Genomic DNA, 15,479 nt, shown 5'->3' on the forward strand with positions numbered 1-15,479 from the left:
ATTTATTTTCACCATCTATACACAGAAGATATAAATGATATAGTGGTTATAGTTAACCTCTTTTTTAGACTGATTCGGTCTTAATCTCGTCAGAAAGCGCAGTCAGCGCGGATGGTCTGCCATGAAACTACAACAGCTTCGTTATATCGTTGAGGTGGTCAATCACAACCTTAATGTCTCGTCGACAGCAGAAGGGCTGTATACGTCCCAGCCCGGTATCAGTAAACAAGTCCGCATGCTGGAAGACGAGTTAGGAATTCAAATTTTTGCCCGTAGCGGCAAGCATTTAACCCAAGTGACGCCAGCCGGGCAGGAAATCATCCGCATTGCCCGGGAAGTGCTATCGAAAGTCGACGCCATCAAATCGGTCGCGGGAGAGCATACCTGGCCTGATAAAGGATCGCTGTATGTCGCCACCACTCATACTCAGGCGCGTTACGCGCTGCCTGGCGTGATTAAAGGCTTTATTGAGCGCTATCCGCGCGTCTCCTTGCATATGCACCAGGGCTCACCAACGCAGATTGCTGAAGCGGTCTCAAAGGGCAACGCGGACTTCGCCATCGCCACCGAAGCGTTGCACCTGTATGACGATTTAGTGATGCTGCCGTGCTACCACTGGAACCGTTCGATTGTCGTCACGCCGGATCATCCGCTGGCGTCTAAAGAGTCGGTTACTATCGAGGAACTGGCGCAATACCCATTGGTGACTTACACCTTCGGCTTTACCGGGCGCTCGGAACTGGATACTGCCTTTAACCGCGCCGGGCTGACTCCGCGTATCGTGTTTACCGCTACCGATGCGGATGTCATTAAAACCTACGTACGCCTCGGCTTAGGGGTAGGGGTTATCGCCAGCATGGCGGTGGACCCGATTGCAGATCCGGATCTGGTGCGTCTGGACGCCCACGAAATTTTTAGTCACAGCACCACGAAAATCGGTTTTCGCCGCAGCACGTTTTTAAGAAGCTATATGTACGACTTCATTCAGCGCTTCGCTCCACATTTAACCCGCGATGTGGTGGATACCGCCGTGTCGCTGCGTTCTAATGAGGACATTGAAGAAATGTTCAAAGACATTAAATTGCCGGCTAAATAAGCGTCTCTTTAATAAAGAATATATTATCTGCTGCCGATTAAACGTAAAGACTTCCCGTTAAAAGCCCACGTGTTAAACGTGGGTTTTCTGTCTCTGTGGGACGACAAAAATAGAAAATAATTTCCATCCCGGCAAATTCCGGGTTTCGATTATTTATTTGATGTCAAAAGATTGATTATTTAGAGGGTGATCTCACATAAATCCGCTGGCTTTTTTGGTACTTTTTAATTAGGATTTGTCTCATCAACTGATTAATTTTGACTATTGTTTGGTGGAAAATGATAAGCAATGTCGATTATATGAGGACCCCGATGCCTTCAGAAAGCCATCAACCACAACGTGGTGCGAACCTGAAACGTAGAGCCTGGCTCGCAGCGTTCGCACTCTCCGCCCTGTTTTGGGTTGTGGTTGGCGGGCTTGCCTGGTACATCTGGGGCTAGCATGGTTTCGGAAGAGAACAAGACGACGGGCGCTGAGACGGATCGCGATGGCGAGACGCAACAGGAACAAAAACCGGCAATCCCAACGTCATGGACTCTGACCAAACAGCAAAAAGCGTTTATCGATTTGTTTTCGCAAGATGACGAGACAAATAACGAATAACAGAAACGAGTAATATTGCCTGTTTTCGCAAAACCCTCTGAAGTTTTCAGAGGGTTTTTTCTTTTTGTTAATAATGTAATTATTCTTTTACTACCGCCTGGCGACTGACCCGCTGCCCGTCAATACTCACTGAACGCACGCGGATATTTCCCGTCACCTCCGGGTGGGATTTATCGTTATAACGCTGCCAGCTCTGCCCGTTATCCAGCGAATACTCAACCGGCGTACCGGGAAGCGCGCTGTTTACCACCAGCTTGCCGTTTAGCACCTGTGCGCCTGGCACCGGGAGGCGGTACTGAATACCTGCTTTTTCCAGCTTCGCCAGTTCACGTTGCCCCAAAAGATTGGCGAATCGCTCCCATTCTCTGTTCATCGCTGCCACATCGATAAAATGGGTTTCGCCACCTTTGTATTCGCGTCCGGCCTGATAATCCTGTTCCCAGCCAGCCCGATGCCAGGCCCGCTCCGCCACGGAAATCATTCGCGGATAAATCATGTACTCCATCTGTTTATCGGTGCGCACCACTTCGCTCCACAGTTGCGCAGACAGGCCGTAAGCGCCGGGCCAGGCCTTATCAGATTTGGCGGTAAAGGCGTTGCCGTCGCGATCGACGGAGGTTTCTGCATTCTGAGGGAGGTTATCTGGTGCAAAGCTGAAGATTTTGCGCTCGTCGCTAAAGCGCGTCCCCCAGTAATAACCGCTTTCTTCCGGGTTAACTTCATTAGGGAAGTCCAGATAGAGATAGTCTGGATTAGATACCACTACACGGAATCCTTTATTGGCCCAGTCGTTCGCGGTATCAAAACCACCCCAGTAGAGCGTATCCCAGAAGTTGACGTTAACGTGGTCGGTCCCGAACGTGCTGGCGTCTTTGGCATCTTTCAGGCCATCCTGCCACGCCTGCATCGCTGTGATGCCGTGCGCTTTAACCAGCTTACTGACTTCAATACCAAAATAGCTGGAGAGATGGTCAACATCGGCAACGCTGCCTTCTTTGACCATCCGTTGGCAGGCGGGGGATCTCGCCCAGGGTTTATCCTGCTGGCTTTGGTCAATCACGCCTTTTCCGTCTTCAGGCTTCGCCCGATCGGTATAGCCGGTACCCAGATAAATATTCTTCGCTTCGTCGCCGCCGAAGTGCCAGGTATTGAGTGGGACACCCGCTTCTTTGTGCATCTGTTGGATTTCGCCGATGACCTTATCCACAAAACGGCCTGATGCGGGCAGGCACGGGTTGAGATAACCGGTACGGTTATAGTACTGAACACCGGTGGTGTTCGAGATGTCGCCAGGCTCCAGCAACCGATACTGCTCCGCTTCCTGTGTTTTACCTTGCTGGTTCAACCGGTCATAGCGCGCTTCCATAGCGATAATTGCCGCACGGGCATGTGCGGGCATATCGATTTCCGGGATCACCTCGATTTGCCGGGCCCCGGCATATTTCAGGATCGCGATGTAATCCTCGCGCGTGAAATAGCCGCTGCCGTTGTTGTCGCTGTCTGGCCCGGAGCCGAGCTGTGGCAGCAGGCAGGTTTTTTCGCTCAGGTCATGGCAGCGTTTGGCACCCACATCGGTCAGTTCCGGCAGACCGGGAATTTCCAGACGCCATCCTTCATCATCGCTAAGATGAAAATGGAATTTATTGAGTTTATAGGCGGCCATTTGATCCAGCAGGCGCAACACCGCTGCTTTGGAGTGAAAATTACGACCTACATCCAGATGAATACCGCGGTAAGCAAAGCGCGGAGCGTCTTTGGCATCCAGCGTGGCGATGACAGGCGCGCCTTCTCCCGGCATCATCGACAACATTGACTGTAGCCCGTAAAACAGTCCGGCCTGGTCATAACCCGTTACCACGGCCTCTTTCAGTCCCACATTAAGGTGATACGCGCCGCTTACCGCCTCTTTCCCGCCAAAGGCCCGGGGAGCGATTTCCCCGCGAATCGGGTAGTCACCATCGGTTTTTACGTTAAGCAGCGCAAAGCGAGACTCAATGGCCTGCCGGGCAGGGGCCGCCAGCGCCGCCAGCTGCAATGTAACGCCCCGGCGTAAATCAACGTCCTGCTTATGAATATGGATTTCAAGCGGTGTAGGGATAATCTGCCCGCGCAGCGTCCGGCTATCGAGTAAATGCAGATCGCTGTTTTTATCGAAACGCGTCTGCGCAGTCATCAGGATATTTTTATCATCCGGGGTGCGCTTCCATTGTTCGCCTAACGGCGTAACGAACTGGGTCAGTTCTTCGGTATCGGTGTTGGCAATAATCCTGGGCGCCGCATGGTCTGCGGTCACATACCAGCGCGGCAAGATATCGGTGATAAAAAGCTGCCAGTATTCATTGATAATCGGAATTTCCACACGCTGTCCCGCCGGGAAGCCGGTAAATTTATCGGTGGGCTCCAGCTTATGCAGATCGCCCATGATATGGCTGACCTTGAACTGGTCGTTTTCAACCTGCAGAATGCGGCGAATACTGTGAAAATAGATGGCCCATGATTTGTCCGTTACCGCGTCGCCGTTATTGGCCAACGTAATGGTCGCTTTGGTGCAGGACGCCCAGTCTGCGCCTAATTTCGCACAGTCGGTGCCGTGCAGGGCGGCATGATTATCGTTGACCGTGTAGTTCAACGTGAACTGACTGATTTGATCCACCGTTTGCTGGCTGGCGGCGGCTGAAGGGCTGTTTAGCAACGCCAGGACAGACGCGGCTAAAAGACTCAAAGATAATTTATTCATGTCAAAATCCTTATGATGTCTCGCTGATTTTCCCGATCGTAACGATCGATATTTAACGCTGAGGTATTCCGGCCCTTCAGAAAATCGTGAACGGGGCGATGACCATGAATTTCACGTCGCGCTCATCCTGGAAAATATTTCCATATCCACCGCCGTAGCTGGGAATGTCGGAGTGGTTGTCATACTGCGTGAAATGAAGCTTAAACAGAGCGCCTTTCGCGCGGCCTTGTTGCAGCGTGTAGCTGGCATCCAGGCTGTATGCGGATTCTTTCAGGCGATTACCGGCATCGTAGTACCCATCGCGGGTGGGCGCTGAGCTGGGTTTCGCATCCCATGCGTAAACATAAGAGCCGCCAACGGCGAAACCGGCTAAATCCCAGTTGCCCAGATCGTACATTGCGCTGAAATACACTGCCTTTTCTCCGTTGGCATTAAAATCTGAGCGGTTATCCCACCAGATATCCAGACGACCATTGGAGGACGCGTAAGTAGGGGTCATACGCTGCAGAAAATAACCCTGCTGACCGTCCGCCCTGACCCATGTGCCCTCAAGGCGCAAATCCACCTGACCGAGCTTATAGCCGAAGGTTAATGCCTGAAGCCAGGCGGTGCCGTCATAAATATCATTGATGCCGCCGTTGTCCACCTTATCGCGCGTGCCGTAGAACTGATAACTGGTGGTCAATGGGTTCCCGCTTATCGGCCATTTATAGCTGGCTTTGGCAAAATATTGGTCGATATATCCCTGAGCCTGACCAAATGCGGCTTCGAGCACCAGGTTATTTTTAAAATCATATTTCGCGCCGACGGAATGGAGATAATCCACATGGGTGGTTTTATCGTTCTGATAAAAATCATCCATCTCAAGGTGCCAGGGTGATTTATATTCATTGGTCCACATGTAAGAAAAACTGAATGCGCCCGAATCACCGTAATCAATATTCGCGCCTGCTTCAGCGCCCTGGTAGGTGCCGGGCATAAAACTCCAGTGTGGCGCCAGCAGCGTCTGGCCGGTGGGTTGAATATAACCAGCGCGCGCCCATACCGGCCCCAGTTTCAGTTTCCCCGCAGCCTTGTACAGGCTAATACCGCTTTTATCGCCGGACCAGTCTTCGTCATAGGCCTTATTGCTGGAAGAGAAGGCAATTTCGTTAGGATGGCCGCTGTCACCCGCTTCCGCCATTTCAATGGCAGTAAAGGCCGCGATATCCAGACCCAAAATATCGTTAATGTAGCCTGACTGGAAATCAAGATTCGCGTTCCAGGTAGAATGGGAAAGGTTGGTTTTATATTTATCTTCCACAACGTCTTTGCGATCGCGTTCCCGTTGCCAGTAATAAACGCCGCCCGTTAGCGTCGAATCTTCAACAAAACCTGCGGCACTGGCTTGGGGAATAAATAGCCCCGACGCGCCTGCGCTCAGGCTAAGCAACGCCCAGCCGAAGGCATGCCGTTTTTTATTAAACGAATGCATAATAATTCCTTTTAAAATAATAAGAGAGCACGTGTGAGTGATTCGCCATATTCGGCGTTTAGTGTGAGAGATTAATTTCCGCACTGGTTAAGGGTGCGTTCACCTTATTTTTCGCGAAGCGAATTATCAATAACTATTTTGATGATATTTTTGCGTTTATGATGAAGTGCACAAAACCTTATCATTATATTACCTTTGCGATTTTTTGTTTGTTTTTGGGTTTTTAAATCAAGATATAGCATTATTATAGATGATGATTTTGATAATTTGATTTTTTTAGGGTTTAACTCTGTCATGGTATAATTGAATCATTCGTGAAAATATCGGGGTAAATAGAATTAATTCGCGCCGCGAATGTTAATGATAAAGTTAAGAATGCCCTTATTTCTTGTCGCCATCTTTATTCGCTTCCTGAAAGCAGACATTCCACTCGGCGGACAACTTCCCGATTCCACGGACATTTTCCTGAGTGATGTTCTGACGCCAGCGGCGGTAATTTATCAATTTGGGTTGTTATCAAAACGTTACGACATGTTTGTGTTATCTTTAATACAAACCCTGGTTATCGTCAGGGTATCGCATCTCAGCTATTAAGGAGGAGCATATGTCGTCGACACTACGCGAAGCCAGTAAGGATACGTTGCAGGCACTCGATAAAACTTACCACTATTACAGTCTGCCGCTGGCTTCCAGGGAACTTGGGGATATTTCGCGATTGCCCAAGTCGTTAAAAGTGCTGCTGGAGAACCTGTTGCGCTGGCAGGACGGAGATTCCGTTACCGGTGAGGATATCGCGGCGCTGGCCGGTTGGCTGAAAAATGCCCATGCTGACCGGGAAATTGCCTACCGCCCGGCGCGCGTGCTGATGCAGGACTTTACCGGGGTGCCCGCCGTGGTGGATCTCGCCGCGATGCGTGAAGCGGTGAAACGCCTGGGTGGCGATGTCTCGAAGGTGAATCCGCTCTCGCCGGTTGACCTGGTGATCGACCACTCGGTCACGGTGGACCATTTCGGCAATGACGACGCATTTGAAGAAAACGTGCGTCTGGAAATGGAGCGTAACCATGAGCGCTATGCGTTTTTGCGCTGGGGCCAGCAGGCATTCAGCCGGTTCAGCGTGGTGCCGCCGGGCACCGGTATTTGCCACCAGGTGAACCTGGAGTATCTCGGCAAAGCGGTCTGGAGCGAATTGCAGGACGGTGAAATGGTGGCCTACCCGGACACCCTGGTCGGTACGGACTCTCACACCACCATGATTAACGGCCTCGGCGTATTAGGCTGGGGTGTAGGCGGGATCGAAGCGGAAGCGGCCATGCTTGGCCAGCCAGTGTCGATGCTGATCCCGGACGTGGTGGGCTTTAAGCTTACCGGTAAGTTACAGGAGGGCATTACCGCCACCGACCTGGTGCTGACCGTTACTCAAATGCTGCGTAAACACGGCGTAGTGGGTAAGTTCGTAGAATTCTATGGCGACGGGCTGGACGATTTGCCGCTGGCGGACCGCGCGACCATTGCCAACATGGCGCCGGAATACGGCGCAACCTGCGGATTCTTCCCGATTGACGGCGTCACGCTGGACTATATGCGGCTCAGCGGGCGCAGCGAAGAGCAGGTGGCGCTGGTTGAAGCGTATGCCAAAGCCCAGGGGATGTGGCGCAATACCGGCGATGAGCCGGTGTTTACCAGTACGCTGGCGCTGGATATGGCCGAAGTGCAGGCGAGCCTCGCCGGGCCTAAACGCCCGCAAGATCGCGTGACCCTTAAAGATGTACCTGCCGCATTTGCTGCCAGTAATGAACTGGAAGTGAACCACAGCCAGAAAGATCGCGCACCGGTAGATTATGTGATGAACGGGCAGCAGTATCAGTTGCCTGACGGCGCAGTGGTGATTTCCGCGATCACCTCCTGTACCAACACCTCAAACCCCAGCGTGCTGATGGCCGCTGGCCTGCTGGCGAAAAAAGCAGTCACCTTAGGGCTGAAGCGCCAGCCGTGGGTGAAAGCATCACTGGCACCAGGGTCAAAAGTGGTTTCCGATTATCTGGCCCAGGCGAAGCTCACGCCTTATCTTGATGAGCTTGGCTTTAACCTGGTGGGTTACGGGTGCACCACCTGTATCGGTAACTCCGGGCCGCTGCCGGACCCTATTGAGCAGGCGATCAAAAAAGGCGATTTGACCGTGGGCGCCGTGCTCTCCGGCAACCGTAACTTTGAAGGCCGTATCCATCCCCTGGTAAAAACCAACTGGCTGGCGTCGCCGCCGCTGGTCGTGGCGTATGCGCTGGCGGGGAATATGAACGTCAACCTGGCGACCGATCCGCTGGGCCATGATAAAAAAGGCGACCCGGTGTATCTGAAAGATATCTGGCCGTCATCCCAGGAGATCGCCAGGGCGGTGGAACAGGTTTCTACCGATATGTTCCGTAAAGAATATGCCGAAGTATTCGAAGGTACCGACGAATGGAAATCCATTGAAGTCGAACGTTCCGACACCTACGGCTGGCAGGATGATTCGACCTATATTCGCCTGTCGCCGTTCTTTGACGACATGCTGGCAGAGCCGAAGCCGGTCGAGGATATCCACCAGGCGCGCATTCTGGCGATGCTGGGCGACTCGGTCACCACTGACCATATCTCTCCGGCGGGTAGCATCAAGGCCGATAGCCCGGCGGGGCGCTATCTGCAAAGCCACGGCGTGGAGCGGGGCGATTTCAACTCCTACGGTTCGCGCCGTGGTAACCATGAAGTGATGATGCGCGGTACTTTTGCCAATATCCGTATTCGTAACGAAATGGTGCCGGGTGTGGAAGGCGGGATGACGCGCCTGCTGCCGGGTGATGAAGTCATGTCGATTTACGACGCGGCGATGGCCTATCATGCCAAATCCGTGCCGCTGGCGGTCATTGCCGGTAAAGAGTACGGTTCCGGCTCCAGCCGCGACTGGGCGGCAAAAGGCCCGCGTCTGCTGGGCGTTCGGGTGGTGATTGCGGAGTCTTTTGAACGTATCCACCGCTCGAACCTCATTGGTATGGGCATCCTGCCGCTGGAGTTCCCACAAGGGGTGACGCGTAAGACGCTGAATCTGAGCGGGGAAGAGCAAATTGACATTAGCGGGCTGCAATCCCTGACGCCGGGCGCGACGGTTCCGGTCACGCTGACCCGTACTGATGGGACAACAGAGGTGGTGAACTGCCGCTGCCGCATCGATACCGGCAATGAGCTGACATATTACCAGAACGACGGCATCCTGCATTTTGTGATACGCAACATGCTCACCTAAAAGCAAAAGGCCTGCAAATGCAGGCCTTTTTTCTGAAGGTATTTAGTCGCGGGACAACAGATGGCCCATTTTCGCGGCTTTGGTATCCAGATAGTGTTCGTTGTTTGGATTACGGCCGACAATAAGCGGCACGCGTTCAACAATATTGATCCCCGCCTCGCTAAGAATTTCCACCTTACGCGGATTATTAGTCAGCAAGCGGACTTCATTCACGCCCAGCAGCTTGAACATATCGGCGCACAGCGTGAAATCACGTTCGTCAGCGGCAAAGCCGAGCTGGTGGTTGGCTTCAACGGTATCGTAACCCTGATCCTGCAACGCATAAGCGCGGATTTTATTCAGCAGGCCAATATTACGGCCTTCCTGACGATGGTACATCAGGATACCACGGCCTTCTTCGGCAATGTGGGACAGCGCCGCTTCGAGCTGGAAACCGCAATCGCAGCGCAGGCTGAACAGCGCATCGCCGGTTAAACATTCGGAATGCACGCGTGCCAGTACCGGCGACTCGCCGGTAATATCGCCAAACACCAGTGCGACATGATCATGACCGGTAGCCAGTTCTTCAAATCCCACCATCAGGAAATCGCCCCAGGGGGTTGGCAGTTTAGCTTCCGCCACACGTTTAAGCTGCATGTGATTCTCCAGATCGTTATAGGACGCTTTCGCGCCAGCCACTATTTTGGCTTTCTGTTATTGGCGCTATTTTGCCACAATGCACTGCCGTTCGCCTACTGTGAGCCCGGTCACGCAATTGTTAAGCGCACAAAACTGACAGTAAATGGGTGAATGTTAAATTTTCGGTTATCCTTGTGTGACATTACGATGAAGGAGACGTCATGCTGTCGATTGCTACGCGCACCACCTTTGGCGCGGGATTGTTATTGGTGATGCCTTTGTTGGTTTGGATCTCCGGCTGGCAATGGGAACCTACAACCGACTCATTCTTGTTAAAGGGCATGTTCTGGATCACCGAAACGGTTACCCAACCCTGGGGGATCATCACGCATGTGCTACTCTGCGGCTGGTTTTTGTGGTGCCTGCGTTACCGTCTGCGCGCTGCGGTGGTGTTGTTTCTGATCTTAGGTGCCGCGATTCTGGTCGGGCAGGGCGTCAAATCCTGGATCAAGGATTCGGTGCAGGAACCGAGGCCGTTTGTCATGTGGCTTGAAAAAACGCGTCACGTTCCGGTGGACGACTTCTACAATTTAAAGCGTAAAGACCGCGGGCATTTAGTCAAAGAGCAATTGCAGAACGAGGCAAACATTCCGGTCTGGCTGCGCAAACACTGGCAGAAAGAGACCGGTTTCGCGTTTCCTTCGGGGCACACGATGTTTGCCGCCAGTTGGGCGTTGCTGGGCGTGGGGCTCTTATGGCCGCGCCGCCGCACAATCACGCTGGCGGTGCTGTTAGTCTGGGCCAGCGGCGTGATGGCCAGCCGCATGCTATTAGGGATGCACTGGCCACGTGATTTGGTGGTCGCCACGCTGATCTCCTGGCTGCTGGTCACGCTGGCGGTATGGGTTGCGCAAAAATTATGTGGGCCGTTTGCGCCGCCAGTGGAAGAGAAGAAAGAGATCGCCGAACGCGAAAATGAATAGCGTCGGCTTGAAAAGAGTGCAGTGGATCCGCATTTATTCCTTTTGCGGTGGTGCATTCTCATTTCCCGATTAGCCAGGAAATGTTAATTTATAGCGTTACAAGAAAGAGTTGAACACGATTTATTCGCTCAAACCACATAACGGGAAGTAATGTGAAATATTTACTCATTTTCTTACTGGTATTAGCGATATTTGTCATTTCCGTCACACTGGGCGCGCAAAACGACCAACAGGTAACCTTCAATTATCTGCTGGCTCAGGGTGAATATCGTATCTCTACACTGCTGGCCGTGCTGTTCGCGACGGGGTTTATCATTGGTTGGTTAATTTGCGGGCTTTTCTGGCTGCGGGTGCGCGTACAGTTGGCGCGGGCCGAGCGCAAAGTTAAGCGTCTGGAAAACCAGCTCTCTCCGCTGCCTGAAACCACGCCGGCCCCTGCTGCGCCTGCGGTAAAAGGCTGATTCGATGCTGGAACTGTTATTTCTGCTGCTGCCTGTTGCCGCCGCCTATGGCTGGTATATGGGGCGCAGAAGTGCACAACAGGCGAAGGATCAGGAAACCAACCGCCTCTCCAGAGATTACGTCGCTGGGGTTAACTTTCTGCTGAGCAATCAGCAGGACAAAGCGGTGGATCTGTTCCTCGAGATGCTGAAAGAAGATACCGGCACCGTTGAAGCGCACCTGACCCTCGGCAACCTTTTCCGTTCACGCGGCGAAGTAGACCGGGCTATCCGTATTCACCAGACCCTGATGGAAAGCGCCTCGCTAACCTATGAGCAACGCCTGCTTGCGGTACAGCAACTGGGCCGCGACTATATGGCCGCCGGGCTTTATGACCGGGCGGAAGAGATGTTTGGCCAACTGGTGGATGAAACCGACTTCCGTATCAGCGCGCTTTCCCAGCTTTTACAGATTTATCAGGCGACCAGCGACTGGCAAAAAGCCATCGACGTGGCCGAGCGCCTGGTGAAACTGGGTAAAGAAAATCATCGCGTTGAAATTGCGCATTTCTATTGCGAACTGGCGCTGCAAATGATGGCCAGCGAAGAGATGGACAAGGCGCTGGGCCTGCTGAGAAAGGGCGCGGCGGCGGACAGCAACAGCGCGCGCGTTTCCATCATGATGGGCCGCATTTATATCAATAAGCAGGAGTATGCCAAAGCGCAGGAGTCGCTGCTCAAAGTGATTGAGCAGGACCGCGAGCTGGTGGGCGAAACCCTGGAAATGCTGCAAACCTGCTACCAGCAGTTGGGCAAGCATGACGAATGGGCGGAGTTTCTCAAACGCTGCGTTGAGGAAAATACCGGCGCGGTGGCGGAGCTGATGCTCGCTGAGTTAATGGAGCAACAAGAAGGCTCTGATGCGGCGCAGGTCTATATTACCCGGCAATTGCAGCGGCATCCGACGATGCGCGTATTCCATCGCCTGATGGACTATCATCTCAACGAAGCGGAAGAAGGCCGGGCCAAAGAGAGCCTGCTGGCTCTGCGCGATATGGTCGGCGAACAGATGCGCACCAAACCGCGCTACCGCTGCCAGAAATGCGGCTTTACCGCGTTTACCCTGTACTGGCATTGCCCGTCGTGTCGGGCGTGGTCCACCATTAAGCCGATTCGTGGTCTGGATGGACAATAAATTTTTTAACCTATCGACTTAGTTACAACATACTTAGAAGTTATCAGCGTTATTGGCCGTAACGCCGTACCTGGATTCGCCTGGCAGGGCGCTAAGCGTCTGTAATTTTTCAGGCTCCGCAGGTAGAATGCTTGCCGTTTATTGTTTCGCGCCTTATCGGTGCCCCTATCAGAAGGTCTGGTCATGACGCTACTTGCCTCCACTTCCCGTTCTGCGACTGATTCACCGATTGTGGTTGCCCTGGATTACGATAGCCGCGATAAAGCGCTGGCCTTCGTCGATCTTATTAATCCGCAAGATTGCCGGCTGAAAGTCGGTAAAGAGATGTTCACCCGGTTTGGGCCGCAACTGGTCCGCGATTTACAGGGCCGTGGGTTCGACGTATTCCTCGATCTAAAATTTCATGATATTCCCAATACTGCCGCGAAGGCGGTGGCGGCAGCGGCGGATCTGGGCGTCTGGATGGTAAACGTTCATGCCAGCGGCGGGGCGCGTATGATGCAGGCTGCGCGCGAGGCGCTGGTGCCGTTCGGTCAGGACGCGCCGTTGCTGATTGCCGTGACGGTGCTCACCAGCATGGAAAGCAGCGATCTGGCGGATATCGGCATCACGCTTACACCGGCGGAACATGCGGAACGCCTGGCGCATTTAACGCAGCAATGCGGCCTTGACGGCGTGGTCTGTTCGGCTCAGGAAGCCGTGCGCTTCAAATCAGCGTTGGGCAATGCGTTTAAATTAGTGACGCCGGGCATCCGTCCTGAAGGCAGCGCGGCAGGTGACCAGCGCCGTATTATGACGCCTCAACAGGCGCAACAGGCCGGTGTGGATTATATGGTGATTGGACGTCCAGTGACGCAGTCGGACAACCCGTCGCAAACCCTGCGCGATATTCTGGACAGCCTGCGGGAGGCGTAATGAAAGACGATAACAGCCGGTTAGTCTATTCCACCGGGACCGGGCGCATCGACGAACCGAAAGCACAGCCCGAGCGCCCAAAAGGGGACGGCATTGTGCGTATCCAGCGCCAGACCAGCGGGCGTAAAGGCAAAGGGGTGTGTTTGATCACAGGTATTGATGAAGATGACGCTACACTGAATAAAATCGCGGCAGAACTCAAAAAGAAATGCGGCTGCGGCGGCGCAGTAAAAGACGGGATTATTGAAATTCAGGGCGACAAACGCGATTTAATCAAATCGCTGCTGGAAGCCAAAGGGATGAAGGTCAAACTGGCTGGCGGCTAAAATAACATGGCCACGGTAAAATACCGTGGCCATTAATTTACACTGCTGTATAGCCCAACGTTAAAATACTGTTCGTTCTTTACGTTAAAGCATTATTCTTGACATTATTATTAGTCAATCTGGTGACCGATAATACCGCCAACCGCTGCACCGCCTAATGTCCCCAAGGTGCTGCCATCAGTCAGTACGGAACCGCCAATTGCGCCGGCACCCGCGCCAATTGCGGTGTTACGGTCGCGTTTAGACCAGTTAGAACATGCGCTCAGAGACATAACCAGAGTAACAGCAAGCATCGCAGCAGCCGCTTTTTTGTAATTTAATGTCATAATACTTTCTCCTGAATAATTGATTCACGGAAGGAAGTCACGCCTTAAGTATAGAAGCTCTCTGCTAAATAAAGCGTTGATCCGTGAAACGGGGTTGCGTCAGGTAATTCACATCACGCAGGTGATAGTTACTTCCTGTGATATCGCTACAGTAATTTTAAATTCTTTGTAACATTGATACAGGTAAATAGTCCTAATTGGACGATGGGAATAGTCTCAGAGAGCGGGCCTGCATAACGAACAGGCCCTGATAATTACGCGGCGGGGAATTGCGGTATCAGGTTAACCTGAAGTCCAGTGTTCTGAAGATGGCGGAGTGCGTCGGGTTTGATCCCGTCATCGGTGATCACGCGGCTAAAACTGTTGGCCGGGCTCAGTGTATACGGATGCACCGCGCCGAATTTGGAACTGTCGGTCAGGACAATGGCTTCGCCGCCCTTTTCAAGCACGGCGTTGACCACATCGGTACGCATCATATCGCGCCCGGTAAAGCCGGTTTCCGGCTGCCAGCCATCAATGCCGATAAACGCTTTACTGAAATGCACCTGCCGCACGTACTGGCGGGTGAGGGGCCCGACCATGCTTTCGCTTTTCTTTTGATAAATCCCGCCCAGCAAAATGACTTCGCAGTCCGTTTCTTTCAGAAGATGGGCGATGTATCCGCTGACGGTGATCAGGGTGACGTTTTTCTGCTCGGCAAGGGTGCGCGCCAGTAACGCGTTGCTGCTGCCGTTTTCGATAAACACCGTTTCGCCGTCATTCACCAGGGAAGCTGCGAATTCTGCCAGACGACGCTTCAGCGCATAGTTATTCAACATCCGCGTTTCCACATCGTCGCTGTCCAGCGGCACGGCGTAACCATGTGCGCGGCGCAAATAGCTGTGCTTCTCAAGAAGATTCAGGTCCTGGCGAATCGTCACTTCCGAAACCCCGGTCATTTTCGCCAAATCAGAGACGCTCATTCGGCCCTGGTCGATGACCATTTGCAAAATTATTTGTTGTCGAGAATTCATATCAGCAAGTTTAGCGTGGTTAAGCCATCTATCAGTGGAGCCTGCCATTCTGCACAAGGAATTACCGCGCAGGGGGCAGTGCGAAAAGTCGAGTGTGACCGTTTAAGCGCAGCGATTCAACTTTAAAAATATATCCCGCTTACAAAACCGCCAGGTCCTGTACGGTATCGCAGCGACTATATTTCCCAGGGCGCTTTGGGCTGAGAGGGCAATTCATCGCCGTGACCCTGGTCCTGCGCCAGTAATTCGGCTTTTAAGATTTCCAGGTTATTTATGGCGGAGTGGTAATCACCGGCCACCAGAATATCCAGCACGGTGTCGATTCGATGGGCGAGGGCTTTGGCGTCGAGCGTTGACATGATGCGTCCTTATTCATTTAGCGACCACCATGATGCTAAAAAGCGCTGCAAAAGAGAAGCCTTCATCCCGGCTTTATGTCGTCTGCAACCAATTATTTGATCCTAAAACATAAA

Annotated in this window: 16 protein-coding genes; 10 read left to right on the top strand and 6 right to left on the bottom strand. The window is 52.8% G+C overall.

What is annotated here, in order from left to right; all coding sequences use genetic code 11:
• The first annotated feature begins 121 nt into the window (after positions 1-121).
• The 3 genes from cysB (at position 122) to ACVV26_RS10085 (ending at position 1,699) form a co-directional block, all read left to right on the top strand.
• Positions 122-1,096, top strand: coding sequence for an HTH-type transcriptional regulator CysB (gene cysB, locus ACVV26_RS10075; protein WP_312978932.1), 975 nt, complete (start codon positions 122-124; stop codon positions 1,094-1,096).
• A gap of 278 nt (positions 1,097-1,374) precedes the next feature.
• The gene (locus tag ACVV26_RS10080; RefSeq protein ID WP_474801807.1) at positions 1,375-1,536 is read left to right on the top strand and encodes a YmiA family putative membrane protein; all 162 of its coding nucleotides are present in this window, start codon (positions 1,375-1,377) and stop codon (positions 1,534-1,536) included.
• A gap of 1 nt (position 1,537) precedes the next feature.
• Positions 1,538-1,699, top strand: a complete 162-nt coding sequence (locus ACVV26_RS10085) for a YciX family protein (protein WP_474801308.1) — start codon at positions 1,538-1,540, stop codon at positions 1,697-1,699.
• A gap of 79 nt (positions 1,700-1,778) precedes the next feature.
• Here ACVV26_RS10085 and ACVV26_RS10090 read toward each other — a convergent pair whose 3' ends face one another.
• Positions 1,779-4,436 (bottom strand): beta-N-acetylhexosaminidase, encoded by a 2,658-nt coding sequence (locus ACVV26_RS10090; protein ID WP_474801309.1) that lies wholly within the window; start codon positions 4,434-4,436, stop codon positions 1,779-1,781.
• Positions 4,437-4,512: 76 nt separating this feature from the next.
• Positions 4,513-5,910 (bottom strand): chitoporin ChiP, encoded by a 1,398-nt coding sequence (gene chiP / locus ACVV26_RS10095; protein WP_474801310.1) that lies wholly within the window; start codon positions 5,908-5,910, stop codon positions 4,513-4,515.
• A 360-nt stretch (positions 5,911-6,270) separates the two neighbouring features.
• Here chiP and ACVV26_RS10100 point away from each other — a divergent pair, with 360 nt between their 5' ends.
• Both ACVV26_RS10100 and acnA read left to right on the top strand, forming a co-directional pair.
• Positions 6,271-6,504 (top strand): hypothetical protein, encoded by a 234-nt coding sequence (locus ACVV26_RS10100; protein ID WP_474801311.1) that lies wholly within the window; start codon positions 6,271-6,273, stop codon positions 6,502-6,504.
• A gap of 10 nt (positions 6,505-6,514) precedes the next feature.
• A complete protein-coding gene (acnA, locus tag ACVV26_RS10105; RefSeq protein ID WP_474801312.1) occupies positions 6,515-9,190 on the top strand; it encodes an aconitate hydratase AcnA in 2,676 nt (891 codons plus the stop codon).
• A 42-nt stretch (positions 9,191-9,232) separates the two neighbouring features.
• Here acnA and ribA read toward each other — a convergent pair whose 3' ends face one another.
• Positions 9,233-9,826: a GTP cyclohydrolase II gene (gene ribA, locus ACVV26_RS10110; RefSeq protein WP_312978947.1), complete on the bottom strand. Its 594-nt coding sequence runs from the start codon at positions 9,824-9,826 to the stop codon at positions 9,233-9,235.
• Positions 9,827-10,029: 203 nt separating this feature from the next.
• On the opposite strand from ribA, the gene pgpB reads away from it, so the two are divergent.
• From pgpB to yciH, 5 genes are all read left to right on the top strand, one after another.
• Complete coding sequence (pgpB, locus tag ACVV26_RS10115; RefSeq protein ID WP_474801313.1) at positions 10,030-10,791, top strand: phosphatidylglycerophosphatase B; 762 nt, start codon at positions 10,030-10,032, stop codon at positions 10,789-10,791.
• A gap of 152 nt (positions 10,792-10,943) precedes the next feature.
• Entirely contained in the window at positions 10,944-11,252 is a 309-nt protein-coding gene (locus ACVV26_RS10120) for a LapA family protein (RefSeq protein WP_312978951.1), read from the top strand.
• 4 nt (positions 11,253-11,256) lie between these two features.
• Complete coding sequence (gene lapB / locus ACVV26_RS10125) at positions 11,257-12,426, top strand: lipopolysaccharide assembly protein LapB (protein ID WP_312978954.1); 1,170 nt, start codon at positions 11,257-11,259, stop codon at positions 12,424-12,426.
• A 183-nt stretch (positions 12,427-12,609) separates the two neighbouring features.
• A complete protein-coding gene (pyrF, locus tag ACVV26_RS10130; RefSeq protein ID WP_474801314.1) occupies positions 12,610-13,341 on the top strand; it encodes an orotidine-5'-phosphate decarboxylase in 732 nt (243 codons plus the stop codon).
• A complete protein-coding gene (gene yciH / locus ACVV26_RS10135) occupies positions 13,341-13,667 on the top strand; it encodes a stress response translation initiation inhibitor YciH (RefSeq protein WP_474801316.1) in 327 nt (108 codons plus the stop codon). Before pyrF ends, yciH begins: the two co-directional genes overlap by 1 nt.
• Before the next feature lie 110 nt (positions 13,668-13,777).
• On the opposite strand, the gene osmB is transcribed toward yciH, so the two are convergent.
• From osmB to ACVV26_RS10150, 3 genes are all read right to left on the bottom strand, one after another.
• The gene (gene osmB / locus ACVV26_RS10140) at positions 13,778-13,993 is read right to left on the bottom strand and encodes an osmotically-inducible lipoprotein OsmB (protein WP_161658847.1); all 216 of its coding nucleotides are present in this window, start codon (positions 13,991-13,993) and stop codon (positions 13,778-13,780) included.
• A gap of 254 nt (positions 13,994-14,247) precedes the next feature.
• Complete coding sequence (yciT, locus tag ACVV26_RS10145) at positions 14,248-15,006, bottom strand: DNA-binding transcriptional regulator YciT (RefSeq protein ID WP_312978961.1); 759 nt, start codon at positions 15,004-15,006, stop codon at positions 14,248-14,250.
• Between the two features lie 176 nt (positions 15,007-15,182).
• Positions 15,183-15,365: a YciZ family protein gene (locus tag ACVV26_RS10150; RefSeq protein WP_312978967.1), complete on the bottom strand. Its 183-nt coding sequence runs from the start codon at positions 15,363-15,365 to the stop codon at positions 15,183-15,185.
• Between the last annotated feature and the right edge of the window lie 114 nt (positions 15,366-15,479).

It is taken from the genome of Atlantibacter sp. MEI4A-1023 (assembly GCF_056155425.1).

Coding starts and splice junctions, on each gene's coding strand:
- chiP (WP_474801310.1), bottom strand. CDS start 5,910: ATGCATTCGTTTAATAAAAAACGGCATGCCTTCGGCTGGGCGTTGCTT.
- ribA (WP_312978947.1), bottom strand. CDS start 9,826: ATGCAGCTTAAACGTGTGGCGGAAGCTAAACTGCCAACCCCCTGGGGC.
- acnA (WP_474801312.1), top strand. CDS start 6,515: ATGTCGTCGACACTACGCGAAGCCAGTAAGGATACGTTGCAGGCACTC.
- pyrF (WP_474801314.1), top strand. CDS start 12,610: ATGACGCTACTTGCCTCCACTTCCCGTTCTGCGACTGATTCACCGATT.
- ACVV26_RS10090 (WP_474801309.1), bottom strand. CDS start 4,436: ATGAATAAATTATCTTTGAGTCTTTTAGCCGCGTCTGTCCTGGCGTTG.
- pgpB (WP_474801313.1), top strand. CDS start 10,030: ATGCTGTCGATTGCTACGCGCACCACCTTTGGCGCGGGATTGTTATTG.
- ACVV26_RS10085 (WP_474801308.1), top strand. CDS start 1,538: ATGGTTTCGGAAGAGAACAAGACGACGGGCGCTGAGACGGATCGCGAT.
- cysB (WP_312978932.1), top strand. CDS start 122: ATGAAACTACAACAGCTTCGTTATATCGTTGAGGTGGTCAATCACAAC.
- yciT (WP_312978961.1), bottom strand. CDS start 15,006: ATGAATTCTCGACAACAAATAATTTTGCAAATGGTCATCGACCAGGGC.
- osmB (WP_161658847.1), bottom strand. CDS start 13,993: ATGACATTAAATTACAAAAAAGCGGCTGCTGCGATGCTTGCTGTTACT.
- ACVV26_RS10100 (WP_474801311.1), top strand. CDS start 6,271: ATGATAAAGTTAAGAATGCCCTTATTTCTTGTCGCCATCTTTATTCGC.
- ACVV26_RS10150 (WP_312978967.1), bottom strand. CDS start 15,365: ATGTCAACGCTCGACGCCAAAGCCCTCGCCCATCGAATCGACACCGTG.
- yciH (WP_474801316.1), top strand. CDS start 13,341: ATGAAAGACGATAACAGCCGGTTAGTCTATTCCACCGGGACCGGGCGC.
- ACVV26_RS10080 (WP_474801807.1), top strand. CDS start 1,375: ATGATAAGCAATGTCGATTATATGAGGACCCCGATGCCTTCAGAAAGC.
- lapB (WP_312978954.1), top strand. CDS start 11,257: ATGCTGGAACTGTTATTTCTGCTGCTGCCTGTTGCCGCCGCCTATGGC.